Genomic DNA, 18552 nt, shown 5'->3' on the forward strand with positions numbered 1-18552 from the left:
CGGCTGGGAGCGGGATCTCTCTAAGGCATCGCGGCGCCCAGGCGCCGGGCCAGGGCGTGGAGTTCGTCCCAATGGGCCTTCGGTACGGGCACGCCCTCGCGCAGCCGCCGTTCCCGTGTCAGGGTCTCGATCTCCCCCGGGACCAGGACCCTGTCGAACCCTTCGGCGGGCGGCGTCGAGCCCAGCGTCCGGCACAGGTCCTCCGCGCGGGCGCGGAACTCCTCCAGCGGCACGAACGCCTCGACGCGCACGGCCATGACGACCGTCCCGAACCCGCCGTCGTAGCCGGGGAGGCAGGACGCGCCGGTGCCGGTGAGCAGGCCGCCCACCAGTTCGATCAGCACGCTCAGGCCGTAGCCCTTGTGGCCGCCGAACGGCAGCAGCGCGCCGCCCGCATAGAAGGCGGCGGGGTCGGTGCTGGGCCGTCCCGCGCGGTCGACGATCACACCGTCCGGCACCGGCTCGCCCTTCGCCAGGGACATCGCCACCTTCCCCTCGGCCATGGACGCGGTCGCCCAGTCCATGACGAGGGGATCGGCGCCTTCGGCGCGCGGCGCCGCCCAGGCGAGGGGGTTGGTGCCGAGCCGCCGCTCGCGTCCGCCGTACGGGGCGACGGACGGGTCGGCGTTGCCGAACACGAGCCCGACCAGGCCGCGGGACGCCAGCGCGCCCGCGTACTCGCCGAGACGTCCCACGTGGTTGCACTCGCGGATGGCGACGGTGGCGACGCCGTGCTCGGTGGCGAGCCGGGACGCGAGCTCGGTGGCCAGGTGCGCGGCGGGCTGCCCGAACCCGCGGCGGCCGTCGACGACGCCGGTGGCGCCGCGCTGCGCGGCGATCTCGCACCGCGCGGCGGGACGCACCGCACCCGCGTCGATCGCCTCGACGTACGGGATGAGGCGGCGGACTCCGTGGGAGTCGTGCCCGACCAGGTTCGACTCCACCAGCGACCCGGCGACGGCCGCGGCCGTCCCGGCGGGGGCACCGGCGGCCTCAAGGATCGACCGGGCCGCGCGTTCCAGCGTGGTCGCGGGAACCGTCCGGGCCTCCTCCTGACCCATCGCCTGTCACCTCTCGCCGGCGGGCCCCCGAGGTGTGCGTCCTGGTCGGCGGCGGCCGGAACGGGCGCTCACACCCGTGCGTTCCACGTTGCAAAACGCCGTTCTGACTACCGACATCCTGACGGTACTTCGCGGCGGACGAGACGTGAAGAGGCGGTTTCGCTCCACGGCAGCCGCTCGCCGCCTCCGGGGCGGGTCCACCTCGCGCGCGAGTGACGTTGGACACGCTCCGCGCGTACACCTTTTCGTCACGCGGACGAAACAATCCCTCGTATGCAGAACGAACGCCGCCGCCGGCGGCCCGAACTGGCTCTGGACGGGACGAAGCGCAGGTCCAGCACGGTCTAGACCATTTTGCGAAGATCGCCGGATGGTCCCGAAGATCTGTTCACGCGAATCGGATCAAAGGAGGCCGGCGAACCACCGTGAGCAACTCTCTGGCGAATCCCAGGCGCACCCGGCTGATGACCTGGCCCACACAGGGCACGCGCAAGCCGGACCAGGAGAGGCAGGACACCTCCGCGGACTCCGTGCCGTCCGCACCGGACGACCAGGGCAACGGAGCGTGACGCGGGGGTCGCGGGCGGGCGCGACGGCGTCCCCCGCGGCCCCCAGCCCTAGCTTTGGGGTGCGCGCGTGCTCTCTCTGAGCACGACCTCGCCGGCGATGCGCTCCACGCGGCTGCGCCTGCCCGCCGGTTCACGGACGGCCAGTTCCATCACGCGCTCGCCCATCAGATCCAGGGGCAGCGCGACCGTGGTCAGCGGTGGCGTCAGGTCCCGGACGATCGGGATGTCGTCGAAGCCCGCCAGGGACACCTCGCCCGGCACGTCCACGCCGTTGTCGCGGAACGCGGCGAGCGCGCCGATCGCCATCACGTCGGTGACCGCGAACACGCACGTGGGCAGGGTGCCGCGGCGGATCAGCTCGACGGCCGCCGCGTAGCCGCCGTCGCGGGTGAAGCCCGCCTCCACCACCCGTTGATCGGGCAGCATCACGCCGGCGTCGCCCAGCGTCCCGGCGAAACCGGCGAACCGGTCGGCGACGGTGGTGAGCGCGCGCGGCCCGGTCAGCACGCCGAAGTCACGGTGGCCGAGGTCGAGCAGAGCGCGGGCCAGCGCCGCCGCGCCCTCGCGGTTCTGCGGCAGGACGGTGTCCACCCGGAGGCTGCGATGCCGGCTGACCACCGCGACCCGGCCCCCGGCCCGCTGGTAAGGCTCCAGTTCGGCGCCCATGGACCGCTCCCAGTCGCGGTCCTCGAAGCCCGAGCCGATCAGCAGGATGGCGCGCGCCCGCTGCGCGCGCAGCATGGCGATGTACTCGATCTCGCGGGCCGGGTCACGGAACGTGCTGGCCAGCATGACCAGCAGCCCGCGGTCGGAGGCGGCGCGCATGACGCCCCGCGCGACGCTGGCGAAGTAGGGGTCGCTGACGTCGTGGCAGATCACCCCGATCACCTTGCTGGACGCGCTGGCCAGCGCCTGCGCGTGCGCGTTGGGGGTATAGGCCAGCTCGCCCGCGGCGGCCAGCACCCGCTCCCGCAGGTCCGGCCTGACCTGCGCGGTGCCGTTCAGGACGCGGGACGCCGTGGCCAGCGACACCCCCGCCTGGCGCGCCACGTCCTGAAGCGTGACATGCGACCGGATGGCCTGCGGCCGCTCGCCGTCCGCCGTCATCGACCCCCCTCGTCCGTGGCGTGTGGTCCATCTTGCACCGTCCCGGCTCTTGACCTGGAGGTGCGCCCTTCCTACCGTCGTGCGTGACAGTATCTCAGAAAGCGCTTTCAGAATGCGCTTTCATCGGGACGTCCCGGAGGTCTCATGGCGAGTCACGGCACGACCACCGCGCCACCGGCCACGTCCGCCACCGGGGTCGCCGAGCGCCGCGGGCCCACCCCCGGCGAGCGCGCCCGGGACCTGGCCGACCGCGCCTGGCGCCCCATCGGGCTGCTGCTGGCCTGCCTGGCCGCGTGGTGGGCGGTCACCGTGCTAGGACTGATCGAGCCCTACCTCGTCCCGTCCCCGGGGACCACGCTCCGCGTGATGGCCGACAAGTCCTCCTACATCTGGCACCACAGCTGGGTCACCACCTACGAGACCCTGCTCGGCTTCGCCATCGCCACCGTCATCGGGATCGCGGCGGCCGTGGTGATGGTGTACTCCACCACCATCGAGCGCACCCTCTACCCCATCCTGCTGTTCGCCCAGGTCATCCCCAAGATCGCGATCGCACCGCTGTTCGTGGTCTGGCTCGGCTTCGGGATCGCGCCCAAGATCGTGGTGGCGGTGCTGATCGCGTTCTTCCCGGTGGTGATCTCCATGGTCACCGGGCTGAAGGCGGTGGACCCCGAGATGATCGAGCTGTCGGCCACGATGGGCGCCGGGCCGCTCCAGACCTTCACCAAGATCCGCTTCCCCGCGTCGCTGCCCTACCTGTTCTCCGGGCTCAAGGTGGCGGTGACGCTGGCCGTCACCGGCGCCGTCGTCGGCGAGTTCGTCGGCGCCAACGAGGGCCTGGGCTACGTGATCCTCCAGGCCAACGGCAATCTCGACACCCCCATGCTGTTCGCCGGGCTGCTGGTCATGTCGCTGATCGGCGTCGTGCTCTTCGTCCTGGTCGAGCTGGCCGAGCACCTGCTGCTGCCCTGGCACGCCAGCCGCCGAGGCGACTCGGTGACGACGACCTACTGACCTCGTGACCACCACCTCGTGACGACCACCCACCGGCTGCGCAACCCCTCCCACCCACTCATGGAGACCCCCATGAAACGACGGACCCGCCCCGCACAGGCCCAGCGCGACCCCATGAGACTCCGTGTCCTCGCCACGGCGCTCGTCCCCATGCTCGCCCTGACCGCCGCGGCCTGCGGCGGGTCGGACGAGACCACGACCTCGTCCGGCAAGAGGCTCGACAAGGTCACGCTGACCCTCAACTGGTACCCCTACGGCGAGCACGCGCCGTTCTACTACGGCAAGAAGCAGAAGATCTTCGAGAAGCACGGCATCGACCTGACGATCAAGGCCGGGCAGGGCTCGCAGAAGACCGTCCAGGCCACCGGCGCGGGCCAGACCGACTTCGGCTGGGCCGACACCCCGGCCCTGCTGGCCGCCGTGGACAAGGGCGTGCCGGTCAAGAGCATCGGGGTGTTCCTCCAGACCACGCCCGCGTCCGTGCAGGCGTTCACCTCCGCGGGGCTCAAGCGGCCCGAGGACCTCAAGGGCCGGACCATCGCCGGCACGGCGGGCGACGCGCTGCAGCGCACGTTCCCGGTCTTCCTCAAGAAGAACGGCATCGCCGAGAGCGAGGTCAAGGTGCAGAACACCGACCCCGCCGGGAAGATCGCCGCGGTGCTGTCGGGCAAGTCCGACGGCCTGATGGGCTTCGCCAACGACCAGGGCCCGATCATGGCGGCCAAGTCCGGCAAGCCGGTGTCGGCACTGCGCTACTCCGACTTCGGGGTGAACTTCTTCTCCAACGGGCTGCTGGTCGGCGAGCGGAAGCTGAAGAGCGACGGCGACCTGGCGAAGCGGATGGTCGCCGCGACCAGCGAGTCCTGGACGGCGGCGCAGCGCGACCAGGCCGGTGCCGTCGCGAGCATGGCCGGGGCGTCCGAGCAGCTCCCCGCGCCGCCCGTCCTCACCGAGCAGTTCAAGACCACGCTCACCCTGCTGCACACGCCGGCCACGCAGGGCAAGGCGCCGGGCGTGAACTCCGAGGCCGACTGGCGGCAGACGATCTCCCTGTTCCACCAGACGGGCGTCATCACCAAGGCGCAGGAGCCGTCGGCGTACTGGCAGCCGCAGGAGCCCGCGCAGTAATGCTCGCTCTCGACGACGTGACGATCCGGTTCCGCTCCCGCAGGCGGGACGTCACCGCGCTGCGCGAGGTGTCCCTGGACGTGGCCGGCGGCGAGTTCGTGGCCATCGTCGGCCCGTCCGGGTGCGGCAAGTCCACGCTGCTGAAACTGGTGGCGGGGCTGCTCAGGCCCACCTCCGGCACGGTACGGCTGCGCGGCGAGCCGGTGACGGGACCGCGCCACGACATCGGGTACGTGTTCCAGCGCGCGGCCCTGCTGGAGTGGCGCAGCGCCCGCCGCAACATCCTGCTCCAGGCGGAGATGCGCCGCATGCCGTCCGCCAAGGCCCGCGAGCGCACCGCCGAGCTGATCGAGATGACCGGCCTGAGCGGGTTCGAGGACGCGCTGCCGCACGAGCTGTCCGGCGGCATGCAGCAGCGGGTGGCGCTGTGCCGCGCGCTGCTGCACGAGCCGCCCGTGCTGCTGATGGACGAGCCGTTCGGCGCCCTGGACGCCCTCACCCGCGAGCAGCTCAACGTCGAGATGCACCGGATCTGGCGGGAGACCCGCACCACCGTCCTGCTGGTCACGCACTCGATCACGGAGGCGGCGTTCCTGGCGAGCCGGGTCGTGGTGATGAGCCACCGGCCCGGCACGATCAGGGAGATCATCGACGTGGACCTGCCGGAGAGGAACGGTTACGCCGCCACCGTGGCCCTTCCAGAGTTCTCCCGTGTCACCACCCGCATTCGCGAGAAGGGTTTCTCTTGAGCATGGCACGCAGGCCCATCGGGATCGTCATGAACGGCGTCACCGGCCGCATGGGGTACCGCCAGCATCTCGTCCGCTCGATCCTGGCGATCCGGGAGGAGGGCGGGCTGCCGCTGGCCGACGGCACCGTGCTGTGGCCGGAGCCGGTGCTGGTCGGGCGCGACGAGGCGAAGCTGCGCGCGCTGGCCGAGCGGCACGGGCTGGACGGCGCGGGCGGACCGGACGGCCGGGGCGCCTGGACGACCGACCTCGCCGAGGCGCTGGCCCGCCCCGGCGTCGAGATCTACTTCGACGCCCAGATCACCTCGGCGCGGCGCCCGGCGATCGAGGCCGCGATCGCCGCGGGCAAGCACGTCTACACCGAGAAGCCGCTGGCCGACGACCTGGACGGGGCGCTGGCGCTGGCCCGGCTCGCGGACGCGGCGGGCGTCCGGCACGGCGTCGTCCAGGACAAGCTGTTCCTGCCGGGCATCCGCAAGCTCAAACGCCTGGTGGACGGCGGGTTCTTCGGGCGGGTGCTGTCGGTGCGCGGCGAGTTCGGCTACTGGGTGTTCGAGGGCGACTGGCAGGAGGCGCAGCGGCCGAGCTGGAACTACCGGGCGGACCAGGGCGGCGGGATCATCGTCGACATGTTCTGCCACTGGCGGTACGTGCTCGACAACGTGATCGCGCCGGTGCGGTCGGTGCAGGCGCTGGGCGCCGTGCACATCCCCGAGCGGGTGGACGAGGACGGCAAGCCCTACGAGGCGACGGCCGACGACGCCGCGTACGCCGTCTTCGAGCTGGACGGCGGGATCATCGCGCAGATCAACTCGTCCTGGGTCACCCGGGTGTTCCGCGACGAGCTGGTGGAGTTCCAGGTGGACGGCACGGAGGGCAGCGCGGTCGCGGGCCTGCGGCGCTGCCGGGTCCAGCACCGCGCGATGACGCCCAAGCCCGTGTGGAACCCCGACCTGCCCGCGGAGCACGACTTCCGGTCGCAGTGGCAGGAGGTTCCCGACAACGAGGAGTTCGGCAACGGCTTCAAGGTGCAGTGGGAGTTGTTCCTGCGGCATGTCGCCGAGCACGGCGGGCGGTCCGGGGGGTCGTCCTCCCAGGACCAACGCGAGACAGAGTTCCCGTGGGACTTCTACTCGGGTGCGCGCGGCGTCCAGCTCGCCGAGCTGGGGTTGCGGTCGTGGCGTGAGGGCCGTCGCATCGAGGTTCCGGAGCTGGGCCGATGAAGGTGGATCTGCCCGTCGCCGGCGGCTCGGTCGTCCCGTACACGCTGGGAGAGCCGCGTTCCTACCCGCGTCCCTCCGGGCCTGCGCGGACGCGGGTCGCGTACGCGGCGGCACACGTCGTACCGGATCCGTTCGCGGAGCGGCCCACACTCGACTGGGACGCGACGCTGGCGTTCCGGCGCCACCTGTGGTCGTACGGCCTCGGGGTGGCCGAGGCCATGGACACCGCGCAGCGCGGCATGGGCCTGGAGTGGGACGTCACGCGCGAGCTGATCCTGCGCAGCGGCGCCGAGGCGCGGGCGTCCGGTGGGCTCCTCGGGTGCGGCGCGGGCACCGACCAGCTCCCGGCGGGTCCCGCGACGCTGGATCGCGTCGTCGCGGCGTACGAGGAGCAGTTGGCGGTGGTGGCGGAGGCGGGTGCCGTGCCGATCCTGATGGCCAGCCGCCACCTCGCCGCGTCCGCAAGAGGCCCCGACGACTACGCGGAGGTGTACGGGCGGCTGCTCTCCGGGCTGGACCGTCCGGCCATCCTGCATTGGCTGGGCCCCATGTTCGACCCGGCGCTCGAAGGCTACTGGGGCTCGTCCTATCTCGGCGCGGCGGCCGAGACCGTGCTCGCCATCATCGCCGAGCACGCCGCCAAGGTGGACGGGATCAAGGTCTCGCTGCTGGACGCCGAGCGCGAGATCGCCCTGCGTCGCCGCCTGCCCCCGGGAGTGCGCCTCTACACCGGGGACGACTTCAACTATCCGAGCCTCATCAGAGGCGACGACCGAGGCCACAGCGACGCGCTGCTCGGCATCTTCGACGCCGTCGCGCCCGCCGCCGCGACGGCGCTGCACGCCTTGGACGACGGCGAGCTCGACACCTACGAGGAGGTCTTCGCCCCGACCCTGCCGCTCGCCCGGCACCTCTTCGAGACCCCGACCTACTACTACAAGACCGGCGTGGTGTTCCTGGCCTGGCTGTCGGGGCATCAGCGGCATTTCCGGATGGTGGGCGGGCTGGAGAGCGCGCGTCCCGTCCTGCACCTGACCCGTCTGTTCCAGCTCGCGGACGCCGCGGGGTTGCTCCCCGACCCCGAACTGGCCGCTACGCGCATGCGCGCGTGGCTGACCGTCCAAGGGGTGCCGCAGTGACGCTGGAACGTTTCAGCCTGAACCAGTGGACGACGCGCTACTGGCCGCTGCCGGAACTGGTCGACGGCTGCGCGTCCCGGGGAGTCCGCGGGATCGGGTTGTGGCGGGAGCCTGTCGCCGAGTACGGCCTTGCCCGTACGGTGAAGATCGTGCGAGATGCGGGCATCACGGTGACCTCCCTATGCAGGGGCGGCTTCTTCCAGAAAGAGGACGCCATCGCGGACAACCGCCGTGCCATCGAGGAGGCCGCCGAGTTAGGCGCGCCCGTGCTCTTACTGGTCAGCGGCGGGCTTCCCGACGGCTCCCGTGACCTCGACGGCGCCCGCGAACGGGTGTCCGAGGCGCTCGCCGAACTCGCCCCGTACGCGGGAGAGCACAACGTCCAGCTCGCGATAGAGCCGCTGCACCCGATGTTCTGCTCGGACCGCTGCGTCGTGTCGACCCTCGCGCAGGCGCTCGACATCGCCGCTCCCCTGCCCGCGCACCAGGTGGGCGTGGCCATCGACACCTACCACCTGTGGTGGGACCCGGACGCCTACACCGGCATCGCCCGCGCGGGAGCCGAGGGACGGCTGGCCATCTTCCAGGTGGCCGACTGGACCACACCGCTGCCCGCGGGCGCCCTGACCGGCCGCGGGATGCTCGGCGACGGCTGTGTCGAGCTGCGCCGCTTCCGCGAGGCGGTCGACGCCGCCGGGTACGCGGGACCCATCGAGGTGGAGATCTTCAACGACGCGCTGTGGGCGATGCCGGGACCCGGCGCCCTCGACCTCACGCTGTCCCGGTTCGCGGAGCACGTGGAGTGACGGCGTCCGCCCGTACGTGGCGCGGGGCGGCGGGGGCGTGGCTGGGGATCGGGACGGCGCCCGGCGCGCTGGTGCTGGGGGCGCAGATCGGCGAGCGGCACGACGGCACGCTGCCGCTGGTGGCGCTCGTCATCGGCGGCGTGGTCATGTGCGCCTTGCTCGCCGCGCAGGGACGGCGCGGGCTGCGGCCGCCCGCCGGGGAGAACGCCACGCTCTCGGAGCTGTCCCCGCGTTACCTGCCGCCGGTGACCGACCGGGTGGTCACCGGCCTGCTCGGGCTCGCCATGATCGGCTGGTTCGGGTTCAACGTCGGGCTGGGCGGCGGCGCGGTGGCCGCGCTGACGGGGCTGCCGGACGTGGCCGGGGCGCTCGCGCTGAGCGTGCTGATCGCGGCTGTGCTGCTGTCCGGCGGCCGCTGGAACGGTCTCGCGGTGGTGACCACGCTCACCGCGATCGTGCTGATCGCGCTGGTGGCGGTACGGCTGCCGCCGCCCGCCTCGCCGATCTCGGTCGTCCCGTCCGGCGCGCCGCGGGACGTGGGCGCCGCCCTGGCCGTCGACCTGGCCGGCTACATCGGATACGTGTCGGTGTTCGCGGTGCGCGCGCCCGACTTCACCGTGGGCCTGCGCGGGCGCGGCGACCTGTGGTGGTGCGTGGGCCTGCTGGTGGGCCCGGCGCTGGCGGCGAGCGTGGTCGGCGCCGGTCTGGCCGCGGCCAGCGGGTCGTCGGACGTGGTGGCGGTGCTGGCCGGTCCCGAGGGGCTGCCGGTCGCCAACCTCTTCGTCGCCGTCTCGGTGATCGCGCCGACGCTGTCGGCCGTCCACTCCGGGGTCTTCGCCGCGCGCCGGTTCGCCGCGCGGCTGCCGTACGCGGCGACCGTGCTGGTGATCGCCGTCCCGGGCACCGTGCTGGCGTCCCTGCGGGTGGACCGGCTGCTGCTGTCCTGGCTGACGCTGCTGGCCGCCACGCTCCCGGCGCTCATCCCGCCGATGACCGCCGAGGCGGTGCGCCGCCGACGCGGCCACAGGGGCGGGCGGCGCCGGGTCTCCACGTGGCTGTGGGCGCCGGGCGCGGCGCTCGCGCTGGCGCTGACGCTCGCGGGGTACGCGGCGGCGGCACCGGCGGGGCTGGCGCTGTCGCTGCTCGCCACGGTCGCGCACGGGGCCTTCGGCGCGTTCCGTGCCGAGCAACGGGCACGGTAGGCAACGAGCACGGTAGGCAACGGGCACGGTAGGCAACGGGCACGGTAGGAGCCTTGACGGCCGCCGGGGCTTCTCGTACGTTCATGAAAGCGCTTCCAGAAAGCGCTTTCCAGCCTTCTCTCACCCCCCTTGGACGGCCGGAATGACGACACGCCGAACGAACCGCAGACCCGGATGGCGCGTGGCGACCGTGCTCGCCCTGCTGCTCACACTGCCGCTCACACTGCTCGCGGCCCCGCCCGCCGCCGCCCGCGACGACGGCCCGATCCTGGACCCGATCCCCGAGGACCCGGCGCCCTCCGGGCTGGGACTGGTCGTCAAGGAGGTCGCGCAGCTCCCCGAGTCCACGCCGACGCCGCCGGACATGGTGGTCGACCCGCGGCTGATGCGGCACAACCGGATCAACTACGTGGGCGAGGTGCCGGACGGCTCCGGCCGGCTCTACGTCCCCGACCTCAACGGCAAGCTGTACCTGCTGGACAAGAAGACCTACCGGCACACGGTCTACCTGGACGTCGGCGCGACCTTCGCCCCCGACTTCTTCTCCGCGCAGGGCCTCGGCGAGGGCTTCGGCTTCGTCGCCTTCCACCCCGCGTTCAAGAGGAACGGCAAGTTCTACACCGTCCACGTGGAGTCGGGGCCGGGCATCGCCGCCAAGCGGCCCGACCTGACGCCGCAGCCCAACACCGCCTACCACAGCGTGATCAACGAGTGGACGGCCGGCGACCCGTCCGCCTCCACCTTCCATGGCACCCGCAGGGAGATCCTGCGGCTGGGCTTCGGCGGCCGTATCCACAACATCCAGCAGATCGACTTCAACCCCAACGCCCGTCCCGGAGACGCCGACTACGGCAAGCTCTACATCGCGGCCGGGGACGGCGGCACCGCGAGCTCGTCCGCGACCGGCGGTGACCCGCAGAACCTGGCCGTACCACAGGGCAAGATCCTGCGGATCGACCCGTCCGGGAACGACAGCGCCAACGGCGAGTACGGGATCCCCGACGACAACCCGTTCGCCGGCCAACCCGGCAAGCTCGGCGAGATCTACGCCTACGGCATGCGCGACCCGCACCGGTTCACCTGGGACGCGTCGCCTCTGGGGGCGGACCCCCAGACCCCCTGGGCTTCGCCCGCAAAGCGATCACAGGGCGGCACCCACCGCATGTTCCTCGCCCACATCGGCGAGCACGCGATCGAGTCGATCCACCACATCGAGCCGGGCAGCAACCTGGGCTGGAGCCTGCGCGAGGGCGCGTTCCGGTTCGACACCACCGACCGCTGCTTCCTCTACCCGCTGCCCGCCGACGACGCCCGATTCGGCTACAACTACCCGGTCGCCGCGTACGACCACGACCCGCCGCCCGGCCACCCCTGCACGACCGACAGCGGCCACGCCATCTCCGGCGGCTTCGTCTACCGCGGCGCCCACCTGCCCGCGCTGCGCGGCAAGTACCTGTTCACCGACATCGTGGACGGCCGGCTCTTCTACACCGAGGAGCGGGACATGAAGCGCGACGTGGCGGGACGCGACCGCGCGCAGATCTACACGCTGCACGCCTACGACACCAGCGGCAACCCCGTCACGATGCGGCAGCTCGCCGGGGACGACCGCGTCGACCTGCGGTTCGGCTCGGACGCCAAGGGCGAGCCCTACCTGCTCGCCAAGGCCAACGGCAAGATCTGGAAGGTCGTCGGGACGCGCTCCTTCGCCGACTGCAAGACCGCCCCGGTACGGATCACCGACGCGGCGTCGGCCCGCGACTGGGCGCCGGTGACCCCGTCCAAGTGGCGGTTCACCGGGCGCGAGGTCATCCTGGCCGAGGCTGGCGAGGAGCGCCCCGGGCCACGGCGCCCGTTCGAGTACGCCGTCCTGCGGAAGGGGCCCGTGCTCGGCTCGTCCCGGATCGACGCCCAGGTCAGGCTGGACACCCCGGTCTCCGTCAGCAACCGTGACGTGATCATCGTGTTCGGGTACCGGGACGACACGCACTTCTACTACGCCCATCTGTCCAGCGACAACACCATCTACCCGCACAACGGGATCTTCGTGGTGAACGCCGCGGACCGGCTGCGGATCGACGAGCAGTGGAACGACCAGCGGCGCGTCGTCCACGGCGCCCCGCCCGCCGTCACCGACGCCGACTGGCACCGCGTGCGCGTCAAGCACTGCGCGGGCACGGGCGAGATCGGCGTCTACATGGACGGCTCGCACCGCCCGCTGATGACGGCCGTGGACACCACGTTCGACTCGGGACGGGTCGGGTTCGGCTCGTTCGACAACATCGGCCGCCTGCGCGGACTCACCGTCCTCGGGACGAGGAGCCACAAGTGACCATCCGATGCCCCAGGGTGGCGGCCCTGGCCACAGCCGCCACCCTGCTCGGCGCCTCGCTCGCCGCCGTCCCGGCCCATGCCCAGGGCCGGGACGGGGGCGGGCCCGGCCCCGACGTCATCCCCTCCCTCCGGCGCGACCTCGTCGCGTACTACGACTTCGACCACCCCGTACGCGGACAGCCCGGCAAGGAACGCGACCGCGGGTTCTCCGGGACGGACATCGACCTGGTCAACGGAGGCGCGGCCATGCGCGTCCGTGACCACGCGCACCGCCACAGCGGGCGGGCCGCGCAGTTCGGCCAGGTCGATCCGGACGCGGACGGCAACGACGACTGGAAGGCGGGCGTCTACTCCGCCACGGGCGTGCCGTCCCTGCGCGCCTACAACGCGGCGAGCGGCGCCACCATCATGGGCTGGTTCAAGATGACCGGACCGAACCCCAGCCCCAACACCACCACCCCGGATCCCACCGACCGGTACAACGCGGTCGGTCTCGCGGGGGTCCTCTCCGGCACCTCGCAGGGCCACGACGTCCGGGCCCTCCTGGAGCTGATCAACGTGGACGGCGTGCTGCGGCTGGTCGCGCTCGGCCGCCGGGTGGACGGCGCGTCCTCGCAGACCTTCGCCGCCGACGAGGACTGGCAGAGCATCCTGCCGCTCGGCACGTGGGTGCATCTGGCCGCGACGTTCGACTTCGACAACGGCACGATGGCGCTCTACAAGAACGGCAGGCCGCTGTCCGGCTTCTCCACGCTGCCCGGCGACCCCTGGCAGCTTGAGGGCCCGCCCGAACCGGACCTCACCAGCCCGTCCGACCCGGCCGGAATCAAGATCGGCGGTAGCTTCCCGCAGAACACCCTGGAACGCAACCCCTGCAACTGCCGGATGGACACGCTGATGTTCCTGGACCGGCCCGTGACCGCGGCCGAGGTGAAGCGCCAGTACCGGCGGGGCTGACCCCGTCCGGGCCCTGGGCCGCCGCCGCTAGCCCGCGGCGGCGGCCCAGAGGGAGGTGTGCTCGTCGTCCATGTCGCGGCAGCGTTGCAGGAAGCTCGCCGCGCCCGTCACGGCCGCGTTCAGCGTGTTGGGCGCCACCCGGACGGGCAGGCCGGTCTCCTTGGCGATCAGCTCGTCCAGTCCGGGGAGCGCGGCGCTTCCGCCGGTGAGCGTGATCCCCGCGGCGCAGATCGCCGCCGCGAGTTCGGGCGGCGCCACGGCGATCCCGGCGCGGACGGCCTCCACGATGGCGGCCAGCGGCGGGCCGATCGCCTCCCGCACGTCGGCGGAGGTCAGCACCGCCGTGCAGGGCAGCTCGCTGTACTTGTCCTTGCCGTGGACGAGGGCGACCCCGTCCCGCCCCGGCAGCGCGGCGCCGATCCGCAGCTTGACCGACTCGGCCGTGGAGGGCGCCAGGACCAGCCCGTACTCCCAGCGGGCCTGCGCCATGATCGCCTCGTCCAGGGTGAGGCCGCCGACCAGAGCGGTCCTGGAACCGAGCAGCTCGGTCCCGATGATCACGCCGACATCGGTGACCTGTGCCCCGATGTCGGCGACGACCACGACGTCCTCCGGATTCCTCGGCAGCCCGACGCCGGCCGCCGCCGCGAGCGGCGTCGCGACGACCGTGAGCCCCCGCGCGCCCGCCCCGTACGCGGCCGTCCGCACCGCGCCCAACTGCACCTGCGTGATCCCGCTCGGGACGGTCACGGCCATGCGCGGCTTGGCCATGTACGCCTTGTAGTGCCAGCGGTGACAGGAGCGCATCAGCGAGCGCAGCAGGGTCTCGGTGTCGGCGGCCTCGGCGGGCACCCCGTTGCGGATCGGGCGGATCAGCTTCACGCCCCGCTCACCGGCCAGGTCCAGCGCCGACGTCCCGGCCGCCAGCAGCCGCCCGTTCGAGGCGGAGCGTGCGATGGCGGACGGTTCGCTGGCCACCACGCCGCGTCCGTTCACGTGCATCCTGACCGTGGCGCTGCCGAGGTCCACGGCGGTGGCACGGCACGGGAAGTCCCCCAGCCGCGCACGCCCCTGGTGAGCCATGCCTCCTGCCCCCTGGTTCTCGTGACCGATCCGCTTGACGCTCCTCCCATGTCCTCACCCCGCCGGGTTTGCCCTAACACCAGCGACGAATCCCGGTATGGCAAATGGCGGGCCTTGTCCGCCTGAGCCTGGGCGTCCGTCCCGATCATGGGGAGTGGCCGGTTCCCGCGGGTCTCGGTACGGTGGCCCGGAGGGTCGGCGAGCCTGATGATCCAGCCCCCGGAGGGAGACGGCGTGCGCGTCGTAGAGCGTCACGAACTCGATCTTGCGTTCGCGAAGGAGCAGGTCGGGCGGTTCCACAAGCGCGCGATGGAAAGCGACATCCCCAGGCTCACGCGCACCCCGGCACGCCTGCGCGACCTGCTCACCCACGCGCTGGGCGAGCTGGGGTACCGGTGCGCGGCCGACCCCGGCGCCTACGAGGGGCACACCTGGGAGGCCGCCACGCTGGCCATGCAGGCCGGGGCCGCCGTCTTCCAGGTCGCGCAGCGCACCGAGGGCACCGTCGAGTGCAAGATCTACACCGAGCCGGTGGCGATCCCGGCGACCGGGCCGACGCACTGGTCGAACGAGGCCAACTGGCTCAAAGCGCTGTTCCTCACGATGATCTGCCGGGAGCGCGAGCGCACCGACATGCTGTGCGCCGTCCCCGAGGAGCTGCTGCGGGCCTCGGACGCCGGCGGGGTCCCGCTCCCCTACCTGGAGCACTGGGGCCGCGCCCTGCGCACGTGGTGGCGGCGGGAGCCCGAGCACTACGACCACCTGATCGAGGCCGTGCGGCAGGCCGACCCGGACGCGCCCGGCCTGGACCGCGACGGCGGCGAGCACATCGCGCTGCTGGCGTTGCCGCGGATGAAGATGTTCAAGGCGATCGCCGAGAACGACGAGGCCGCCTTCAACGGCGCCCTGTTCGAGGCGCTCGAACTCCACCGCACCTACTGGACGCGGGACGACGAACGCGCCGCCAACTCCACGTCCTACATCGCCCTCGAACCCCTCGCGCTGGCATGCCTGGCCAGGGAGTTGGGGTTCACCATCGACGTCCAGTCGCCCTACATCCCCGAGGCGCTGCTCGACGGCCGCTGGGTGGGTGAGTTCCCCACCTGACCGCTCTGGTCCTAGGGAGCTCTAGGAAGCGGGCGGGGGCGGCCCCATGAGAAGGCCCTGCCATTCGAGGGTGCGTATCGCGGCCTCATGCGCCGCCGGGCCGACCTCGGGCAACCGGAACCCCTGGGAGCGGATGTGCTGGACCAGGTCAGGGGCGGGCGCGACGCCATGGGCGCGGAGATGGTAGGGGACCCCTCCCAACCAGACCCACGTGCCGTCGGTATGGAAGGTGTTCGGGACCCTTGCGGGACGTCCCGGGTCGTAGCCGTCCGCAAGGGGCGCGCCGCCGTCCCACACCACGGGCGCCTGCTCCAGGTAGGCGATCAGGGCGTCCCGCTCGTGGTCCGGGACGGGCGGACGCTGCACCACCGCCACGTCATCGGGCGCGGGATTGAACGCGATGGGCAGGGACTGCTCATAGCGAGCGGCGAGCCGCCCCAGCTCGTAGAGGCTTGCGGCGGTCTGCTCTTGCGCGTCCTGCGGAACGGCGCCCGCGCCCTCCGCAGACATCGCACGGCAACGCGCCAGCGCCTCGATCGCGGGCACACCCTGCTCGTACAGCTCGCGTAGGCGAAGGACCCACGGGCCACCGGCGTTCACTCCCGCGACGCCCGCGTCCTTACGCGCCATATAGGAGGCGGCGTTCTCCGTGGGGGAGGCCCACAGGTAGCCGAGCAGGACCGATCCTCGCATGACCGGCAGATACCGGACCGGCCCCTGCGTCTCGGGCGTGTAGCTGGGCGGCAGTTCGAAGGTCAGCGGGCCCCAGCCCTTGGACCTGTCGGCCGGCGTGCCGTCCGGGTACTCCCCGTCCTGGATCAGCGGACCGGGCGTCGGCGGGCGCCCAGGGTCGGCCAGCGCCTCCACCTGTTGCAGCGAACCGGCCGTCTCCTCCCGCACACCGGCCGGGACGCCGCCGCCCCGCGGATCCTCGGGCGCCCCGATCCAGCGGCGGATCGCCTCCCGCGCGGGCAGCCCCTCCGCGTAGGCCCGCTGGAGCCGTTCCTCCCAGATGAAGAGCGCGTACCAGCCCTCCTGGAAGAACTCCCTGCGCCGCAGGAAACCTGCGGCCCTGTCGGTCACCGACGCCCACAGGAAACCGATATGGCGCCCGCCCAGCATCACCGGCAGGTAGACCACCGGCTTGCGCGTGAACGGTTCGTAGGTCTCCGGCGGCGGCTCCCTGTACGCGGGCACCCCCGACGGAGCCCCGGACGGAGGGAACCCGCCCGGCGGCGGTGACGGTACCTGGGGAGGTTGGCTCACAACGGCCTCATCGGGACGAACTCGTGATGGCGGTGACGGCGTCCTTGCGCGCGTCCTCGCTGACCTCGGGCAGCCGGAAACCGGCCGCCCTGATGTGGGCGACCAGGTCGGGTTCCGGGGGGACGCCGTGCGTCTGGAGGTAGTAGCCCACGGCGCCCGGCCAGATCCACGTCCCGTCCGTGTGGTAGGTCAGCGGCACGCTGGACGGCCGCCGCGGGTCCATGAGATCGGGGTCGAGGCTCCGCGCGGCCAGGACGATCGGCGCCTGCCGCAGGTACCGCACGACCGCCTCGCGCTCGTCGTCGGGCACCGCCGGGCGCTGGACGACGGGCGTGCCGTCCGGAGCCGTCGAGTCGAACGGCCGGGCCATGCGCAGCCCGCTCCCGGCCGGCGGCTGGGTCATCGCGCTCCCCTCCCTTACCTTTCCTGTCCGTTGTCGTGCCCGTTCGCGCCCGGAGGAAGGTATCCGCGGCCCCGGGCGCGCAGTTCGGCCTCGAAGAGCCCGTGCGTCCGCTCGCGGAGGGTGCGGACCAGGGCGGCCTCCTCGGCCGTCAGGTCGCGTCCCTCGGCCCTGGCGGTGTCCTCCAGGCCGTTGATGGTCTCATACAGGGCGTGGACGGGACCTTCGCCCTTGACGTGGCGGGCGCGGTACTCCTCCACCCTCTGGACGAACTCGTCCCGCGTCACCGTCTCGATGTCCGCCTGCGTCCCGTAGCGGATCTTCCGGACATAGCTCATGTCGCGCAGGAACTCCCCGGTCTGCGGGGAGACCGCGAGGCAGTCCAGCCCGCCTCCGGGCGGCCCGACGAAGACGACCGGCCGCCCTTCGTAGACGTAGTACTGCGGGAGGTCGCTCATGTCCTCGTCTCTTCGGCCGGGGTCTCTTCGTTCGAGGCGGGCGCGAGACCCAGACGGGGAAGTTCGAGGTCGTCGCCGGTGCGCTCGTTCCACGCCTGGTAGGTCCAGCCATCGGGGCCGGCGATGCCGTAACCGTCCCGGAGGGCCGTCACGACGCTGTCGGCGAGGTCGCGGTACTGCCGGGACGACGCGGGCCAGGAAAGCGTCCGCCACCAGTTCTCATGGCCGGGGGGCAGGGGTTCGTTCCATCCGGCCCGAGCGATCGCCCGTTCCCCTTCCCGCGTGGCACGAGCCGGCTCGGGAAGCCAGGAATTGACGACGACGTAGGCGACGAGCTCGGCGTCTCCCTGGGAGAACTGCGCGTACCGGCCGCGCTCGTCGGGCTCGGACACCACCAGGAGCGCACCGGCCGGCAGCCCGGCGAGCTCCTCGGCCAGGCCGCTGGCGAACTCCTCCCACGTCATCACAGCTCCTGGTACACGTCCCGGTCGTATTCGTCGATGTACTCGTTGGTGGAGAGCGCGATATCGACGATCACCGAGTACTTGAGCACCGAGACGGTCGAGTTCTCACCACGCCACCGCACCTCGGGGGTCTCTCCGGGGAGCCGGTGCGTCGGCGGGCCGAGCGCGGCCGACACCGCCTCGACCGACTCGGCGAAGACGTCCTGGAGCCAGGCGCGTTCCTCGGCCGACTCCCGATCGATGTCCGAGCACACCGCCGCCCGGACATGCACCGCCCGGCCCTCCTCGAATTCAAAGTTCCCGGTGGCGATTCCGAATCTCGTTCCCAGCCGGGCCCCCATTTCACGAAGGGACTCGACCGTCCAGTCGAAGGCCGCGGCGATCGCGGGGACATCGTCCGGATCACGCGGCCACTCGAGAGCGCGCAACCGCAGGGCCATATCCGCGAGTTCTTGATCGGACAGCCTCCGGAAGTCACTCATGGA

Annotated in this window: 19 protein-coding genes; 11 read left to right on the plus strand and 8 right to left on the minus strand. The window is 72.1% G+C overall.

What is annotated here, in order from left to right; translation table 11 throughout:
- Positions 1–20: 20 nt before the first annotated feature.
- Positions 21–1061: an Ldh family oxidoreductase gene (locus QSK21_RS02225; protein ID WP_285693248.1), complete on the minus strand. Its 1041-nt coding sequence runs from the start codon at positions 1059–1061 to the stop codon at positions 21–23.
- Positions 1062–1486: 425 nt separating this feature from the next.
- Here QSK21_RS02225 and QSK21_RS02230 point away from each other — a divergent pair, with 425 nt between their 5' ends.
- Positions 1487–1630: a hypothetical protein gene (locus QSK21_RS02230; protein ID WP_285693249.1), complete on the plus strand. Its 144-nt coding sequence runs from the start codon at positions 1487–1489 to the stop codon at positions 1628–1630.
- A gap of 48 nt (positions 1631–1678) precedes the next feature.
- On the opposite strand, the gene QSK21_RS02235 is transcribed toward QSK21_RS02230, so the two are convergent.
- Complete coding sequence (locus tag QSK21_RS02235; protein WP_285693250.1) at positions 1679–2737, minus strand: LacI family DNA-binding transcriptional regulator; 1059 nt, start codon at positions 2735–2737, stop codon at positions 1679–1681.
- 144 nt (positions 2738–2881) lie between these two features.
- Here QSK21_RS02235 and QSK21_RS02240 point away from each other — a divergent pair, with 144 nt between their 5' ends.
- From QSK21_RS02240 to QSK21_RS02280, 9 genes are all read left to right on the plus strand, one after another.
- The gene (locus tag QSK21_RS02240) at positions 2882–3751 is read left to right on the plus strand and encodes an ABC transporter permease (RefSeq protein ID WP_285693252.1); all 870 of its coding nucleotides are present in this window, start codon (positions 2882–2884) and stop codon (positions 3749–3751) included.
- A 72-nt stretch (positions 3752–3823) separates the two neighbouring features.
- Positions 3824–4879 carry an ABC transporter substrate-binding protein gene (locus QSK21_RS02245; RefSeq protein ID WP_285693254.1) on the plus strand — a complete coding sequence of 352 codons (1056 nt, stop codon included), beginning with the start codon at positions 3824–3826 and terminating at the stop codon, positions 4877–4879.
- Positions 4879–5628, plus strand: a complete 750-nt coding sequence (locus tag QSK21_RS02250; protein ID WP_285693256.1) for an ABC transporter ATP-binding protein — start codon at positions 4879–4881, stop codon at positions 5626–5628. Before QSK21_RS02245 ends, QSK21_RS02250 begins: the two co-directional genes overlap by 1 nt.
- A 2-nt stretch (positions 5629–5630) precedes the next feature.
- On the plus strand, positions 5631–6851 hold the full coding sequence (locus QSK21_RS02255; RefSeq protein ID WP_285693258.1) for a Gfo/Idh/MocA family protein: 1221 nt from the start codon (positions 5631–5633) through the stop codon (positions 6849–6851).
- A complete protein-coding gene (locus QSK21_RS02260) occupies positions 6848–7990 on the plus strand; it encodes a dihydrodipicolinate synthase family protein (RefSeq protein ID WP_285693260.1) in 1143 nt (380 codons plus the stop codon). Before QSK21_RS02255 ends, QSK21_RS02260 begins: the two co-directional genes overlap by 4 nt.
- Positions 7987–8796: a sugar phosphate isomerase/epimerase family protein gene (locus QSK21_RS02265; protein WP_285693261.1), complete on the plus strand. Its 810-nt coding sequence runs from the start codon at positions 7987–7989 to the stop codon at positions 8794–8796. Before QSK21_RS02260 ends, QSK21_RS02265 begins: the two co-directional genes overlap by 4 nt.
- Positions 8793–9998, plus strand: a complete 1206-nt coding sequence (locus tag QSK21_RS02270; protein ID WP_285693263.1) for an SLC5/6 family protein — start codon at positions 8793–8795, stop codon at positions 9996–9998. Before QSK21_RS02265 ends, QSK21_RS02270 begins: the two co-directional genes overlap by 4 nt.
- Positions 9999–10179: 181 nt before the next feature.
- A complete protein-coding gene (locus tag QSK21_RS02275; RefSeq protein WP_285693265.1) occupies positions 10180–12330 on the plus strand; it encodes a PQQ-dependent sugar dehydrogenase in 2151 nt (716 codons plus the stop codon).
- Positions 12327–13289, plus strand: coding sequence for a LamG-like jellyroll fold domain-containing protein (locus QSK21_RS02280; protein WP_285693267.1), 963 nt, complete (start codon positions 12327–12329; stop codon positions 13287–13289). Before QSK21_RS02275 ends, QSK21_RS02280 begins: the two co-directional genes overlap by 4 nt.
- Before the next feature lie 27 nt (positions 13290–13316).
- On the opposite strand, the gene QSK21_RS02285 is transcribed toward QSK21_RS02280, so the two are convergent.
- Positions 13317–14372 carry a rod shape-determining protein gene (locus QSK21_RS02285; RefSeq protein WP_285693268.1) on the minus strand — a complete coding sequence of 352 codons (1056 nt, stop codon included), beginning with the start codon at positions 14370–14372 and terminating at the stop codon, positions 13317–13319.
- 234 nt (positions 14373–14606) lie between these two features.
- On the opposite strand from QSK21_RS02285, the gene QSK21_RS02290 reads away from it, so the two are divergent.
- On the plus strand, positions 14607–15479 hold the full coding sequence (locus QSK21_RS02290) for an immunity 49 family protein (RefSeq protein WP_285693270.1): 873 nt from the start codon (positions 14607–14609) through the stop codon (positions 15477–15479).
- Positions 15480–15500: 21 nt separating this feature from the next.
- Here QSK21_RS02290 and QSK21_RS02295 read toward each other — a convergent pair whose 3' ends face one another.
- Genes QSK21_RS02295 through QSK21_RS02315 form a run of 5 tightly spaced genes read right to left on the minus strand, consistent with a single transcriptional unit; the run spans position 15501 to position 18549 of the window.
- A complete protein-coding gene (locus QSK21_RS02295; protein WP_285693271.1) occupies positions 15501–16745 on the minus strand; it encodes a hypothetical protein in 1245 nt (414 codons plus the stop codon).
- A gap of 7 nt (positions 16746–16752) precedes the next feature.
- On the minus strand, positions 16753–17148 hold the full coding sequence (locus QSK21_RS02300; protein ID WP_285693274.1) for a hypothetical protein: 396 nt from the start codon (positions 17146–17148) through the stop codon (positions 16753–16755).
- Positions 17149–17162: 14 nt separating this feature from the next.
- Entirely contained in the window at positions 17163–17603 is a 441-nt protein-coding gene (locus QSK21_RS02305; protein WP_285693276.1) for a hypothetical protein, read from the minus strand.
- Positions 17600–18067: a TY-Chap domain-containing protein gene (locus QSK21_RS02310; RefSeq protein ID WP_285693278.1), complete on the minus strand. Its 468-nt coding sequence runs from the start codon at positions 18065–18067 to the stop codon at positions 17600–17602. Before QSK21_RS02310 ends, QSK21_RS02305 begins: the two co-directional genes overlap by 4 nt.
- Entirely contained in the window at positions 18067–18549 is a 483-nt protein-coding gene (locus tag QSK21_RS02315) for a DUF6301 family protein (RefSeq protein WP_285693279.1), read from the minus strand. Before QSK21_RS02315 ends, QSK21_RS02310 begins: the two co-directional genes overlap by 1 nt.
- Positions 18550–18552 lie beyond the last annotated feature (3 nt).

The organism is Actinomadura sp. NBRC 104412, assembly GCF_030269515.1.
GTDB lineage: Bacteria > Actinomycetota > Actinomycetes > Streptosporangiales > Streptosporangiaceae > Spirillospora.

Coding starts and splice junctions, on each gene's coding strand:
- QSK21_RS02225 (WP_285693248.1), bottom strand. CDS start 1,061: ATGGGTCAGGAGGAGGCCCGGACGGTTCCCGCGACCACGCTGGAACGC.
- QSK21_RS02235 (WP_285693250.1), bottom strand. CDS start 2,737: ATGACGGCGGACGGCGAGCGGCCGCAGGCCATCCGGTCGCATGTCACG.
- QSK21_RS02240 (WP_285693252.1), top strand. CDS start 2,882: ATGGCGAGTCACGGCACGACCACCGCGCCACCGGCCACGTCCGCCACC.
- QSK21_RS02245 (WP_285693254.1), top strand. CDS start 3,824: ATGAAACGACGGACCCGCCCCGCACAGGCCCAGCGCGACCCCATGAGA.
- QSK21_RS02250 (WP_285693256.1), top strand. CDS start 4,879: ATGCTCGCTCTCGACGACGTGACGATCCGGTTCCGCTCCCGCAGGCGG.
- QSK21_RS02255 (WP_285693258.1), top strand. CDS start 5,631: ATGGCACGCAGGCCCATCGGGATCGTCATGAACGGCGTCACCGGCCGC.
- QSK21_RS02260 (WP_285693260.1), top strand. CDS start 6,848: ATGAAGGTGGATCTGCCCGTCGCCGGCGGCTCGGTCGTCCCGTACACG.
- QSK21_RS02285 (WP_285693268.1), bottom strand. CDS start 14,372: ATGGCTCACCAGGGGCGTGCGCGGCTGGGGGACTTCCCGTGCCGTGCC.
- QSK21_RS02300 (WP_285693274.1), bottom strand. CDS start 17,148: ATGACCCAGCCGCCGGCCGGGAGCGGGCTGCGCATGGCCCGGCCGTTC.
- QSK21_RS02305 (WP_285693276.1), bottom strand. CDS start 17,603: ATGAGCGACCTCCCGCAGTACTACGTCTACGAAGGGCGGCCGGTCGTC.
- QSK21_RS02310 (WP_285693278.1), bottom strand. CDS start 18,067: ATGACGTGGGAGGAGTTCGCCAGCGGCCTGGCCGAGGAGCTCGCCGGG.
- QSK21_RS02315 (WP_285693279.1), bottom strand. CDS start 18,549: ATGAGTGACTTCCGGAGGCTGTCCGATCAAGAACTCGCGGATATGGCC.